This is a genomic window from Mesorhizobium loti, from assembly GCF_013170705.1.
In the GTDB taxonomy this organism is placed as follows: domain Bacteria; phylum Pseudomonadota; class Alphaproteobacteria; order Rhizobiales; family Rhizobiaceae; genus Mesorhizobium; species Mesorhizobium loti_D.
Window position 1 is genome coordinate 5,647,163 of record NZ_CP033334.1, and the last position, 13,557, is coordinate 5,660,719.

The following is a 13,557-nucleotide window of genomic DNA, read 5'->3' on the forward strand; positions in this document are numbered from 1 at the left end:
ATTACGCAATGCCTTCAGCACGTTCGCGTGAGTTTTCATACAAAACCGTAAGCTTTGATCGGCTCATCCGCGCCCCGTCCTTGCTACCTGCACCGCTGCCTGCGCGGCCGCCAGCCTGGCGATCGGCACGCGATAGGGCGAGCACGACACATAGTCGAGACCGACCTCCTCGCAGAAACGGATCGACGAGGGATCGCCGCCATGTTCGCCGCAGATGCCGAGCTTGATCTCCGGCCGTGTCGCCCTGCCCTTTTGCGCGGCCATGCGCACCAGTTCGCCGACACCGTCGATGTCGAGCGAGACGAACGGATCCTGCTCGATGATGCCCTTCTGGCGATAAGTCTCCAGGAACGAGGCCGCATCGTCGCGCGAGATGCCGAAGGTGGTCTGGGTAAGGTCGTTGGTGCCGAAGGAAAAGAACTCGGCCGACTCGGCGATCACATGGGCACGGATCGCCGCACGCGGCAGTTCGATCATGGTTCCAGTCAGATAGTCGATCTTGACGCCGGTCTCGTCCATGACGCTCTTGGCGACCGCATCGATGCGCGCCTTCACATAGTCGAGTTCCTTCACCAGGCCGACCAGCGGCACCATGATCTCGGGCACAACCAGCGCGCCCGCCTTCTTGCCGGCCTCGACGGCGGCCTCGAAAATGGCGCGGGCCTGCATCTCCGCGATTTCCGGATAGGAGACGGCCAGCCGGCAGCCGCGATGGCCAAGCATGGGGTTGAATTCGTGCAGGGCCTCGGTGCGCTGCCTGAGCTTGTCGGCCGATATATTCATGACGGCGGCGACCTCGGCGATTTCGGCCTCGGTCTTGGGCAGGAATTCATGCAGCGGCGGATCGAGCAGGCGGATCGTCACTGGCAGGCCCGCCATGATCTCGAAAAGTTCCAGGAAATCCGAGCGCTGCATGGGCAGAAGCTTGGCCAGGGCGGCGCGCCGGTCCTTCTCGGTGTCGGCCAGGATCATCTCGCGCATGGCGACGATGCGGTCGCCGTCGAAGAACATGTGTTCCGTACGGCAAAGCCCGATGCCTTCGGCGCCGAAAGAGCGCGCCATGCGGGCATCGAGCGGCGTTTCGGCGTTGGTGCGCACCTTCATGCGGCGCACGGCGTCCGCCCATTCCATGATGGCGGCGAAATCGCCCGACAGTTCCGGCTGCAGCATGGCAACCGCGCCCTTCAGCACCTGACCATTGCCGCCATCGATTGTGATGATGTCGCCTTTGCGGAAGGTCTGCCCCATCGAGATCAGCGTGCCCGCCTTGTAGTCGACGCGCAGCGAGCCGGCGCCCGACACGCAAGGCTTGCCCATGCCGCGCGCGACAACGGCGGCATGGCTGGTCATGCCGCCGCGCGTGGTCAGGATGCCTTCCGCCGCATGCATGCCGTGGATGTCCTCGGGGCTGGTCTCGATGCGCACCAGGATCGCCTTGCGGCCTTGCGTCTTCAGATCCTCGGCATCGCCGGAGGAAAAGACGATCTCGCCGGTGGCGGCACCCGGCGAGGCAGGCAGACCGACGCCGATGACGTCACGCGCGGCTTTCGGATCGATGGTCGGATGCAGCAACTGGTCGAGCGAGCCCGGATCGATGCGGGCGACAGCCTCCTCCTTCGAGATAAGGCCATCCCTGGCCATCTCGACCGCGATCTTCAGCGCCGCCTTCGCGGTGCGCTTGCCGGAGCGGGTCTGCAGCATCCACAATTTGCCGCGCTCGATGGTGAATTCGAGATCCTGCATGTCGCGGTAATGCTTTTCCAGGCTGTCGGAGATGGTGACGAAGGACTGGAAGGCGTCGGGCATCAGCTTCTGCAGCGACGGCTTGTCGGAGCCGGCGGCAATGCGAGCCGCCTCGGTGATGTTCTGCGGCGTGCGGATACCGGCGACGACATCCTCGCCCTGCGCGTTCACCAGGAACTCGCCATAGAGCTGCTTTTCGCCGGTCGACGGATTGCGGGTGAAGGCGACGCCGGTGGCCGAGGTCTCGCCCATATTGCCGAACACCATGGCTTGCACGTTGACCGCCGTGCCCCAGCTTTCGGGGATGTCATGCAGACGCCGGTAGGTGATGGCGCGGTTGTTCATCCAGCTCGAGAACACGGCGCCGATGGCACCCCAGAGCTGTTCTTGCGGATCCTGCGGGAACGGCCTGCCGAGCTCTTCCTCGACCTTGGCCTTGTAGAGCGCGATCACGCCTTGCCATTCGATGGCGGTCAGCTCGGTGTCGAGTTCATGGCCGAGGCTGGCCTTCTGGTCTTCCAGGATCTCCTCGAACACCTCGTGATCGAGGCCCATGACGACATCGGAATACATCTGGATGAAGCGGCGGTAGCTGTCATAGGCAAAGCGCGCATCACCGGAATCCGTCGCCAACGCCTCGACGGTTTCGTCGTTGAGGCCGAGATTGAGCACCGTGTCCATCATGCCCGGCATCGACGCGCGAGCCCCGGAACGTACAGACACGAGCAGAAGCTTCGACGGATCGCCGAACTGGCGGCCGGTCAGCCGGCCAATGTGATCGAGCGCGATCGCGACATCGGCTTCCAACCCCGCCGGATAGGCGCGGCCATTGGCGTAAAAGGCATTGCAGACCTCGGTGGTGATGGTGAAGCCCGGCGGCACCGGCAGACCCAGGCTGCACATCTCGGCAAGGTTGGCACCCTTGCCGCCCAGCAGATTCTTGTCGCCGGCACGGCCTTCCGCCGCACCATCGCCAAAGGTGAAAACCCATTTGGTCATGCTTTGCTCTCCGGTTGCAGGAGATTGGAAAGATTGGCGAAACGGAAAGTTCCGCCCTGGTCCGACTTTGGAGCGATATGATGCTGCAGTGCGAAAGGCAAGCACCGGAAAAGCCGTTCCGCCGCTACAATCGATTAAGAAAAAGCCCGGCCCGGACATGCGGCAAAAAGACTTGCCACCTCACGGCTCGACCGCTAGAACATAAAGGGAACAAATAGGTGCCCCATGAAACTGACTGGAAAACTCGACTATCTGGAAATGCCGGCGACGGGCGGCACGCTGGATCGGCTGAAGGCTTTCTACAGTTCCGCCTTTGCCTGGTCGTTCACCGACTATGGCCCCACCTATTCGGCCTTCGCGGAGGGCCTGGATGGCGGTTTCCAGGCCGATGCGGCGGAAGCACCGGCCAAGCCGCTGCCCGTGCTCTACAGCGACGACCTCGAGGAAACGCTTGGCGCCGTCGAAAGCGCCGGCGGCACGATCGTCAAGCCGATCTTCGCATTTCCCGGCGGCCGGCGCTTCCATTTCGTCGATCCGGCCGGCAATGAGCTCGCAGTGTGGTCCCAATAGCCTGTTCAAGGACCGTCCGGCGGCAACGCCCCGCGGGCCAGCCGAGTGTTCTCGCGGTCGCTCATAAGCATTGTGCTTTTCGGCTGCTCTGCTAATAACGCGCCGCACAAGCGACTCTGACGGCTATTGGGGCGTCGCCAAGTGGTAAGGCATCGGTTTTTGGTACCGACATTCCCAGGTTCGAATCCTGGCGCCCCAGCCATATCTATTTTTCCTGATTTTTCAATCACCTAGCGAATATTGGTGAATGCCAAGCGTTACAGCCAGCGGATGATCCACACAGGTCATTTAGGCTGTAGATACATGGCTAGATTGACGCCGCGTGTCTAGCTGGACGCCTTGACGGTGAATCCACCCTATGATTCCTTCCCGCTGGGGAACATCATTGGGGGCAATCCTTTACAAGACTAGCTATCGTTGCGGCAGCGCTCAAGCTCGCCGGCTGCACCACTTCGGCCGAACAAATCGACAGGCAGATAGCCGGACAGCAACCGCCATCGGCAGCGCTTCGGCAAAAGATCGTGGACACGACCAGCGCCAGCAATACCGCGGGTTCCCGCATCAGCCGCATATGGCGTGCTGGATGCGGCGGCATCCGAGCCAGACGCCGCGGGATTCACGCCCGCCTTAGCCGACGGCATTTTTCCGATATTCGGGAAAGTCGATGCCAGAATCCACGACTTATCGTCCGCAATCCCTTTGTTACGATCGCCACGGATCACCAGACAGGGGTTGTCAAAGACATGTTGACGGACAAGCAGGCACGCGAGGCGGTGGAGCAGTACCGCGAGGAAGGATATGCGATCGTTCGACAGTTCGTCGACGGCGACGAGATGATCCGGCTGAAGAAGGAAACGGATGATGTCTACGCCGAAGGGCTCAAGCATCACGCCACCTACAGGCATGGCAATCTCAGCTTCCAGATTCTGCCCGAGTCGGATTTCGGCCAGCGTTACGTGCTGCAGGCCTACTGGTTCTCCTGGATCAATTCCTATTTCGAGCAATTCCGGCGCAGCCCGGACTATCTGAAACTGCTCGAGGGCCTGATTGGCCGCGACATCAGGCAAATCGCCCAGCAACTGCACTGGAAGCCGCCAGGCGCCAATGTCACGGGCTACCGCTTCCATCAGGACCTGCGCTTCCGCAACCAGGCCGCCTTCGACAATGTCGCCGATGCGACCGTCACCACCGGCCTCGCCGTCGACCGCGCGACGCTCGACAATGGCTGCCTCCAGGTCGTACCCGGCAGCCACAAGCTCGGCTATCTCGGCCTCTCGGACGAGGGGACCGGCGAGCTGATGAAGGGCCTGACCGCCGAGGAGGAGTTGCGCAAGGTCGGCATCGATCCGGCGACCATCGTTCCGCTGGTGCTGGAGCCGGGCGACCTTGCCATGTGGGGGCTGCTTACCGTGCATGGCTCCTCGCCGAACAAATCGCAGCACGACCGCGCCTTCGCCCTGTCGAGCTATGTGCGGGCGGATTCGACGCAGCGCGGCGAATGGGCGTTCCGGGATGGCGTCTCCGTGCCGCTCGGCAAGACGCCGACGCTGTGCAAATACGAAAAACTCTTCGAGGAGCCGGGACCGATGTACGACACCACCGCCTGGTGGAAATGACATTGCCGCGTCGGGCGACGGGGGCAGAGGGGGCCTGGCGTTCGCGCCGGGCCCCTGACTGCGTTCAACAGCGACCTCGCAACGTCTCAGGCGGTGAAATCCGCCGACAGTTCGCGCATCAGGAAATCGACGAAGGCGCGCACCTTGGCGGCGATATAGGTGCGGTGCGGATAGAGCGCATAGATCGGGCTGGAGCCCGGGCGAAACTCGTCAAGCTGCACCTCCAGACGGCCGTCCCGGATCGCGGCATCGACCAGGAGGCTCGGCAGGTTGCCGATGCCGAAGCCGGCGACGGTCATCTGATAGGCGGCCTCCACGCTGTTGGTCGAGATGCGCCCGCCGATGGCGGCGTCGAACGGCCCGTCGGGGCCTATGAACGGCCATGTGCCCAGCCGCTTGGCGAAGTTGCTCAACACGCAGGAATGGCTTGCCAGTTGGTCCGGATGGGTCGGCCGGCCATTTCTGTTCCAGTAGTCCGGCGTGGCGCAGACATAGTTGCGAACCTCGCCAAGGCGCCTCGCGATCAGGGCGGAATCGGCCTGCCCGCCGAAACGGATGGCGACATCGTAGCCCTCCTCGACAATGCCGACGACGTAGCGCGCGGTCAGGTCGAACTCGATGCTGGTGAGAGGGTTTTCCTCGAGGAATTTCGGCACCAGCTTGGTGATGCGCGTGTGGCCAAGGACATTGGAGCAGGAAACCCGGATCAGCCCACGCGTCTCCTTGTGCAGGCCGCGCGTCGAATCCTGCAATTCCGAGATGTCGTCCAGCAGGCTGTGGGCCCGCGGAGCATAGTCACGTCCGGCCTCGGTGAGGCTGAGGCGCCTTGTGGTGCGGTTGATGAGACGCACGCCAAGGTCCTCTTCCAGATCCTTGATCATGCGGCTGACCGCCGTGGTCGACATATTGAGATCGCGCGCCGCCGCCGAGAGGCTGCCCAGCAGGCAGACCCGGTCGAACACCCGCATCGCCGTCAGAAGATTCATCCTGGCTTCCCCTCGCCGCCGCGTCTGTTCCACCCTTCGCGTCTTCCGACAGAAGACAGCGCCCGGCGATCGTGCGGTAAGGGCATTCCACCGAATTTGGACGTAAAATCAACAATGGGAGAAACGATATGACATCCAAGCCTCTTCATCCAGCGATCGACGCCTTTGCACGGGGGGCAAAAAATGGCGCGCTCAGCCGCCGCGAATTCCTGGCGCTGGCCAGCGCCTTTGGCGCAAGCACGGCGGTCGCCTACGGCCTCATTGGCCAGCCGGTTCCGGCTCTGGCTGAAGAAGCGGCCCAGCCCAGGAAGGGCGGTGTCGTACGCGTCGCCATGCAGGTGATGGAACTCGAGGACCCGCGCAGTTTCAAGGTTTCGCAGATGGGCAACATCGCCATGCAATTTCTCGAACCGCTGGTGCGCTGGAAGCCGGATTTCACCTTCGAGCCGGTCCTGCTGCAGAGCTGGGAAATCAATGCGGACGCCACGGAGTATGTGCTCAAGGTCCGCCCAGGCGTGAAATGGTCGAACGGCGACGATTTCACCGCCACCGACGTTGCCTTCAACATCACGCGCTGGTGCGAGAAGGGTGCCGCCGGCAATTCCATGGCCGGGCGCATGAGTTCGCTGATCGATCCCGATACCAAGGTGGCACGGGCCGGCGCGATCACGATCCGCGACGACCACACCGTGGCGCTGAAACTGTCGCAACCCGACATCACCATCATCCCGGCGATGACGGATTACCCGGCATTGATCGTCCATCGCAGCTTCAATCCGAAAGAGGCGCCCCTGTCGGCAAATCCCATTTCCACGGGCCCGTTCGAACTCAAGAAGCTCGATGTCGGGGTCGCCGCATCGGTGCGCAAGCGGCCGGAAGGCTCGTGGTGGGGCGGCGAGGTGTTCCTGGATGGCATCGATTGGATCGACTACGGCACCGACTCGGCCGCCACCGTCTCCGCTTTCGAATCGGGCGAGATCGATTTGAACGGCCAGACGCAGTCCTATGACGTCGCGATGCTCGACGGACTGGGCTTGAAGAAGAGCGAGATCGTCACCGCCGCCACCATCGTCTCGCGCTGCAACGTCAATGCCAAACCCTACGACGACAAGCGTGTGCGCAATGCCATTCAGCTTGCGGTCGACAATGAGGCGGTGCTGCAGCTGGGCGCCAACGGCATGGGCATGGTGGCGCAGAACGATCACGTCGGGCCGATGCACCCCGAGCATGCCGAACTGCCGCCGATCAAGCGCGACCCGGTCCGGGCCAAGGCGCTGCTGGAGGAAGCCGGTCAGCTCGATTTCGAGTTCGATCTGATCTCGGTCGAAGCCGACTACCGCAAGGAAAGCTCCGACGTCGTCGCCCAGCAGATGCGCGACGCCGGCTTCAAGGTGAAGCGCACAGTCATCCCGGAATCGGCATTCTGGAACGATTGGACCAAATATCCCTTCGCGACGACCAACTGGAATGCCCGCCCGCTCGGCATCCAGACTTATGCGCTTGCCTATCAGAGCGGCTCGGCATGGAACGAGACAGGGTTTGCCGATTCGGCGTTCGATGCCAAGGTTCACAAGGCCAATGCCATCGCCGATCCGGATCAGCGTCGCGCGGTGATGAAGGAATTGCAGCTGATGCTGCAGGAATCCGGCATTATCGTTCAGCCTTACTGGCGAAAGCTGTTCTGCCATATGAAACCTGCCTTGATGGGCTATCAGATGCATCAGGCCTATGAGCAGGATTTCACCAAGGCTTGGCTCGCCGCCTGATTACAAGGACAACACGGCGGCGCCTGCCGCGGCGCCGCCCTGCCATTTCTTTTTCGCTCACCGGGCATTTCGCCTCACGGCGACACTATCGAGGGCCGATGAGGAGCAGTTCTGGCTTCGCATCGGACACGTCGCGCAGATGCGTCCACACGTATCTTGCCTCGACAGATCCCCGAGAATCCGCGGCCGTGCCGCCAGATCCGCCGGACCATCACCCGTGCGAGAAATCCCGGTTTCCGCGTCTGCCATCGTCAAGAAGCTCCAGTTCACGAAGAGAGCTTATCTTTGCCGAAATGAAACGGAACCCGCTTTGGCGGGCACTGACCTTCCCAAAAAACGGGAAAATTGACCCTTCCATGCCAGCGAAACGTCGTTGCTTTTCCAACGATCCGATGCAATCGTGGCGCTCCGCGCCTGCCTGGTGCATCGGGCTCAGTCGGCAGGCTTCGACCTCAAGGGCGGTCGAAATCGCTGTTGGGGCACAATGACATCCTGTTCAGTCGTCTTACGGACTGCATTTGTCGTTACGTTCGTCGCGGTTCTTGTCCTCGCGCTGCTGCCGGTGTCCTGGCTTGAGGAATTCGGCATCGATATCGGTTTCAGCGATGACAAGCTCAACCATGCCGGCGCATTCGCCGTCCTGGCTGCCCTTGGCAGTCTGGGTTGGCCCAGGCGCAAGCTCTGGCTGGTGATTTTCCTGGCCACGGTCGGAGCTGCGATCGAAGTCCTTCAGGGGACGTCGGAGATAGACCGCGATTTCGATGTGTTCGACTGGGTTGCCGATTGCATCGGCATCGCCTGCGGGCTGGTGGTGGCGGGTTGTGCAACCTGGCTCACGCGCCATCGAGGCTGAGCGCCAATCGCACATTGTCCTGACGGCGGAGCGCCATCAGCCCGGATGTATCAGCTCGCCTCGCGCATCGCTTCAGCCGCCTGCAGATCGACCGATACGAGTTGGCTCACGCCCTGCTCGGCCATGGTGACACCGAACAGCCGGTCCATGCGGGCCATCGTGATCGGATTGTGCGTGATGATGACGAAGCGCGTCTCGGTGGTCTTGGCCATCTCGTCCATGAGATTGCAGAAGCGTTCGACATTGTGATCGTCGAGCGGCGCGTCGACTTCGTCGAGGACGCAGATCGGCGCCGGATTGGTCAGAAAGACGGCGAAGATCAGCGACATCGCCGTCAGCGCCTGCTCGCCGCCCGACAGCAGCGTCATGGTCTGTGGCTTCTTGCCCGGCGGGCGGGCAAGAATTTCGAGACCTGCCTCGAGCGGATCCTCGGATTCGATCAGCTGCAATTCCGCCGTGCCGCCACCGAACAGGTGCGAGAACAGGCGCTGGAAATGGCTGTTGACCACGTCGAAGGCGGCGAGAAGCCGCTCGCGGCCTTCGCGATTGAGGCTCTGGATCGCTTGCCTGAGCTTGCGGATCGCTTCGATGATGTCCTCGCGCTCGGAAACGATCGCCTCCAGCCGGTCGGAGAGCTCCTTCTGCTCTTCCTCGGCGCGCAGATTGACGGCGCCGAGCCGTTCGCGCTCGATCTTCAAGCGGTCGAGCTGACGTTCGATCTCGGCCATCTCGGGCATCGGAGCGTCGACTTCGAGGCCGGTATGGCGAATGACCAGATGCGGTGGCGTGTTCAGCGTCTCCTGGATGCGCGCCTCGACCTCAAGCCGGCGCTCGTCGGCCGCCGTCAGCCTTTCCTCGGTACGGGCACGGGTCTCGCGCGCCTCGGCCAGCGACTGGATGGCCGATGTGGCCAGCTTGTCCAGTTCGGCCTGCCTGTTCTCCGCTTCCTGCAGGCGATCGGCGGCCGCCTTGCGCAAGGTCTCGGCCTCGGCGAGCTGCGACAGCAGCGCGCGCCGCTTGGCGTCGATCTCGTCGGGAGCATCAGCCAGGCGTTCGCGCTCGGCCTCGGCCTCGGCCTTGCGGTCGCCGAGCGATGCAATCTGGGTCGAGGCGTTTTCGGCACGCACCAGCCAGTTGCTGCGTTCGGCGCCGATTGCATCGAGCCGGCGTGCGCGTGCCTCGGCCTCACGCCGCAATCCCTCGTGGACGGCACGCGCATCGGCAAGCGTGGCGCGGTCGCGCGAGACATTGGCCGAGGACTGTTCGAGCTGCAATTGCAGGTCGCCGAGATCAGGCGCGTCCTGCAGCAGCATTTCGGCCTCGACGAAGGCCGCCGAGGTTTCCTCATGGCTGTCGACGATGCGCGCGCGGGCCTCATCGAGTGCCGCGCGCCGGCTCGACAGCTCGCCGCCCGCCTTTTCGGCGTCGGCCAGCGCATTGCGGGCAGCGTCCAGGCGGTGCTGGGCGTCGCGTCCGGCCTGGCGCGTGTTGCGTTCAGCGTCGCTTGCCTGGCGAAGCGCCTGTTCGGCCTGTGCCAGAGCCTCCTCGGCCTGGCGCAGGACAAGCGTCGCCTGCACCGCTTCGGCATCGAGTTCGGCAAGCCGGTTTTTCTGCGCCAGCCGTTGTGCAGCGGCTGTCGGCGCATCGGCGCTGGCCGTGAGACCGTCCCAGCGCCAGAGCGCGCCTTCGCGGCTGACCAGCCTCTGGCCCGGCGCAAGCAGCGCCTGCAGCCGGCGGCCGTCAGCGGCCTCGACGATGCCGATCTGCGCCAGTCGGCGAGCCAATTGCGCGGGGGCACGAACCACGCTGGCCAGGCTCTTGATGCCGTCCGGCAAGGCCGCGTCGCCGGGCTGGATCTGGCTTTCGCCCCAATGCACCGGCGCGCTGCGGTCGAGCGGTACGTCGAGGTCTTCGCCAAGGGCCGCACCCAGCGCCGTCTCAAAGCCGCGCTCGACGCTGATCTGCTCCAGCACCGAAGGAAAGAGATCGCCGCTGGCGGCATTGAGTATCTTGGCCAGGGTACGCGCTTCGGTCTCGATGCCCGCCAGCTCTGCCCTGGCGTCCTGAAGCGGCGGCCGGGCAGCGCTTTCGGCGGCACGGGCATCGATGACCGACTGCTCAGCCTGCGCCACCGCTGCCTCGGATTCTTCGAGCAACGCCACGGCCTGTTCGACCAGCACCCGCTTCTCGGCCGGATCCGGCAGGCCAGCCACCTTGGAGAGGATGTCCGACAATTCGCGGTCAACCTCGGCGAGTTGGCGGGCGAAGCGGTCGCGGCGCTCGGCGGTTTCGCGCAGCGTCCGTTCGATCTGATGGCGCGAGGCGGCGGCCTCGGCCCGTTCGGCTGTCAGAGCTGCGAGCTTGGCTTCGCTCTGCGCAAGCGTCGACGCCGCCTGCTCGAATGCAGCGCGGGTGGTGGCTTCCCGTTCCGCGGCGCCGGCGTTCTCGGAATTCAGTACAGCCTCTTCGGTGCGCAGGCGTTCAAGAACATCGGCATTGTCGCGCACCATCCGCTCCTCGCGGGCGATATCGCCGTCAAGTTGCTGCAACCGACGCTCGATTTCGGCCTGGCGATTGCGGATGCGGCCGGCCTCCTCCTCGATCTGCGACTTGGCGATCGACAGGCGCTGGAAGGCGGCGGCGGCGGCGGCTTCCGCGTCCCGCAGGTCAGGCAAGCGATGAGCGCCGATCCCTTGTTCCCTGGCGGCGGCCATCTGCGCGGCGGCGCGGTCGCCAACCAGGGCGGTCGCGGCAGCCAGCGCCGAACGCGCTTCGCCTTCCTGTGTCTTGGCCAGCGTCCAGCGCAGATGCAGCAATGTCGCTTCGGCCTTGCGGATATCGGCCGACAGGTTCTTGAAGCGTGACGCCTGGCGCGCCTGCCGCTTGAGGCTCTCGATCTGGCTTTCCAGCTCGCCGACGACATCGTCCAGGCGTTCGAGGTTCTGTTCAGCCGCCTTCAGCCGCAGTTCCGCTTCGTGGCGACGGGTGTGCAGGCCGGAAATGCCGGCCGCCTCTTCCAGCAGCGCACGGCGCGCCTGCGGCTTGGCCTGGATCAACTCGCCGATACGGCCCTGCCCGACCATCGATGGCGAGCGCGCGCCGGTCGACTGGTCGGCGAACAGAAGCTGCACGTCCTTGGCGCGCGCTTCCTTGCCATTGATGCGATAGAGCGAGCCGGCCTCGCGCTCGATGCGGCGCGACACCTGCAATTCGTCGGCATCGTTGAACGCGGCGGGCGCCGAGCGGTCGGCATTGTCGAGAAAAAGCGTGACTTCGGCGGTATTGCGCGCGGGCCGCGTACCCGAGCCGGAAAAGATCACATCGTCCATGCCGGACGCGCGCATGTTCTTGTAGGAGCTTTCGCCCATCACCCAGCGCAGCGCCTCGACAAGGTTCGACTTGCCGCAGCCGTTCGGCCCGACAATACCCGTCAGGCCGCGTTCGATGACGAACTCGCCGGGCTCGACGAACGACTTGAAACCAAGGAGGCGAAGGCGCGAGAACTTCATTCACGCGCCCCATTGAGGCGAGCGCCGAAACGCTGCCGCTTCAGCGCTGACCTGATGTCAGAGCAGAGGGTCGATGATGGCCGACATTTCCTCAATCGACATCGCCCCTTTGTAGGTCTTACCGTTGATGAAGAAGGTCGGTGTCGAGTCGACCTTGAATTCATTGGCGCCGCGCTTCTGGACAGATCTCACATCGTCCAGAAGTTTCTGGTCCGTCAAGCAGGCCTCGAAGGACTCCTGTGTAAAACCGGCGAGCTTCGAGATTTGCAGCAGCGCATCCTTGGTGTTCGACACGCCAACCCAGTTCGCCTGCTGCCGGAACAGCACGTCCACCATCGGGAAATAGTTATCCTTGGCGCAGCGCGCCAGCATGAAACCGGCTTCCGCGCTCGGATCGAACGGGAATTCGCGCAGGATATAGCGCGCCTTGCCGGTGTCGATGTACTTGGTCTTCAGATCCGGGAAGGTGGTCTCGGCGAAATGCGCGCAGTGCGGGCAGGTCATCGATGCGTATTCGACGATGGTGACCTTGGCGTCATCCTTGCCGAGCTGCTTGTCGGGCAGCGCGCCCGGCTTCAGCAATTCGGCCATGTCGACGGTGCCCTGCGCTTCCGGCACCTGGACAGCCGCCGGTGTTGCCGGCTTTGCCGGTGCGGCCGGATCAGCAGGCTTCACATCCGCAGCCTTGGCCTCTTCGCCGGAGTCGCTGCAGGCGGCAAGCAGGGCAACCGCCGGGATTGCGGCCAGCGAAGACAGGACGTTTCTGCGAGACAGACTTTTGCCGAACGGAGGACGGTTCATACGAATCACCTGACAAGGGTTGGATTTTGCAATGCAAAGGCACGAAAAGGCGAGAGTTGGCGCGAATTAAGGCATCTCCATCTCCAATCCAATCGCGGAACCCGATAAAGGCGATCACGAATGCGAGATGTTGACGACAAATTCATGACTGTCTTCAAGGGGTTTTTGACTTCCTTTCACCCAGGATGGTGGCGCCAAGCCTTTCCAGCGAGGCGCGCAACCCTTCATCCTCGATCAGTTCGACCGTGCTGGACAATTTCGTCTTCTCCGCCGCCGTCAAGGGCCTGAAGCTGGGTTTAGGCCGTCCTTTGTCCGACGTCACCGGTTTTTGCACGATCCTGATGCGGCCTATTGCCGTAAAGCCGAGGAAGGCGTTGACCCGGTTGATGATCTCGCCGGTCTCATGTTGCAGATGAAGCGCCGCCATCCCCTCGCAGGCGATAACCAGTACCGCCGGCTCGAACGGATCGTCCTCGTGCAGGCGACGCGGCCACTGGATCTTCTCGGGCCGCGAGCGGCTGGCAAGGCGCGGTCCGGCAATCTCTTCCCAGGACTGGACGAGGCCGATCGAGATGCCTGCCCTTTTGCGCAGCACCGGATCGAGGATCTCGGTGGCGAGATCGCTCACCGGAACAGGATTGCCGAAGCGCCTTTTCCCTGCCATGTGCGTTCTCCAGCCACGACCTCACCCGATATCCGCAAGGCCAACACAAG

10 protein-coding genes and 1 tRNA gene are annotated in these 13,557 nt (G+C 63.3%); 5 read left to right on the top strand and 6 right to left on the bottom strand.

Going from position 1 to position 13,557, the window contains the following annotated elements; translation table 11 throughout:
• Nucleotides 1–63 precede the first annotated feature (63 nt).
• The gene (ppdK, locus tag EB815_RS27800) at nt 64–2,742 is read right to left on the bottom strand and encodes a pyruvate, phosphate dikinase (protein ID WP_056563873.1); all 2,679 of its coding nucleotides are present in this window, start codon (nt 2,740–2,742) and stop codon (nt 64–66) included.
• A gap of 225 nt (nt 2,743–2,967) precedes the next feature.
• Here ppdK and EB815_RS27805 point away from each other — a divergent pair, with 225 nt between their 5' ends.
• Nucleotides 2,968–3,312: a VOC family protein gene (locus EB815_RS27805; protein ID WP_056563877.1), complete on the top strand. Its 345-nt coding sequence runs from the start codon at nt 2,968–2,970 to the stop codon at nt 3,310–3,312.
• A 127-nt stretch (nt 3,313–3,439) separates the two neighbouring features.
• Nucleotides 3,440–3,514 (top strand) — tRNA-Gln (locus EB815_RS27810).
• A gap of 205 nt (nt 3,515–3,719) precedes the next feature.
• On the opposite strand, the gene EB815_RS33465 is transcribed toward EB815_RS27810, so the two are convergent.
• Nucleotides 3,720–4,034 carry a hypothetical protein gene (locus tag EB815_RS33465; protein WP_196772368.1) on the bottom strand — a complete coding sequence of 105 codons (315 nt, stop codon included), beginning with the start codon at nt 4,032–4,034 and terminating at the stop codon, nt 3,720–3,722.
• Between the two features lie 21 nt (nt 4,035–4,055).
• On the opposite strand from EB815_RS33465, the gene EB815_RS27815 reads away from it, so the two are divergent.
• Nucleotides 4,056–4,928: a phytanoyl-CoA dioxygenase family protein gene (locus EB815_RS27815; RefSeq protein ID WP_056563880.1), complete on the top strand. Its 873-nt coding sequence runs from the start codon at nt 4,056–4,058 to the stop codon at nt 4,926–4,928.
• Between the two features lie 86 nt (nt 4,929–5,014).
• Here EB815_RS27815 and EB815_RS27820 read toward each other — a convergent pair whose 3' ends face one another.
• Complete coding sequence (locus EB815_RS27820) at nt 5,015–5,914, bottom strand: LysR family transcriptional regulator (RefSeq protein WP_056563883.1); 900 nt, start codon at nt 5,912–5,914, stop codon at nt 5,015–5,017.
• Between the two features lie 128 nt (nt 5,915–6,042).
• Between EB815_RS27820 and EB815_RS27825 the strand changes: the two genes are divergently transcribed.
• Nucleotides 6,043–7,680 carry an ABC transporter substrate-binding protein gene (locus tag EB815_RS27825; RefSeq protein WP_056563886.1) on the top strand — a complete coding sequence of 546 codons (1,638 nt, stop codon included), beginning with the start codon at nt 6,043–6,045 and terminating at the stop codon, nt 7,678–7,680.
• 400 nt (nt 7,681–8,080) lie between these two features.
• Complete coding sequence (locus tag EB815_RS27830; protein ID WP_244493898.1) at nt 8,081–8,533, top strand: VanZ family protein; 453 nt, start codon at nt 8,081–8,083, stop codon at nt 8,531–8,533.
• Nucleotides 8,534–8,583: 50 nt separating this feature from the next.
• On the opposite strand, the gene smc is transcribed toward EB815_RS27830, so the two are convergent.
• The 3 genes from smc to EB815_RS27845 form a co-directional block, all read right to left on the bottom strand.
• On the bottom strand, nt 8,584–12,042 hold the full coding sequence (smc, locus tag EB815_RS27835; protein ID WP_056563891.1) for a chromosome segregation protein SMC: 3,459 nt from the start codon (nt 12,040–12,042) through the stop codon (nt 8,584–8,586).
• A 57-nt stretch (nt 12,043–12,099) separates the two neighbouring features.
• A complete protein-coding gene (locus EB815_RS27840) occupies nt 12,100–12,843 on the bottom strand; it encodes a DsbA family protein (protein ID WP_056563894.1) in 744 nt (247 codons plus the stop codon).
• A 154-nt stretch (nt 12,844–12,997) separates the two neighbouring features.
• On the bottom strand, nt 12,998–13,507 hold the full coding sequence (locus EB815_RS27845) for a DUF721 domain-containing protein (protein WP_056563897.1): 510 nt from the start codon (nt 13,505–13,507) through the stop codon (nt 12,998–13,000).
• Nucleotides 13,508–13,557: the final 50 nt, after the last annotated feature.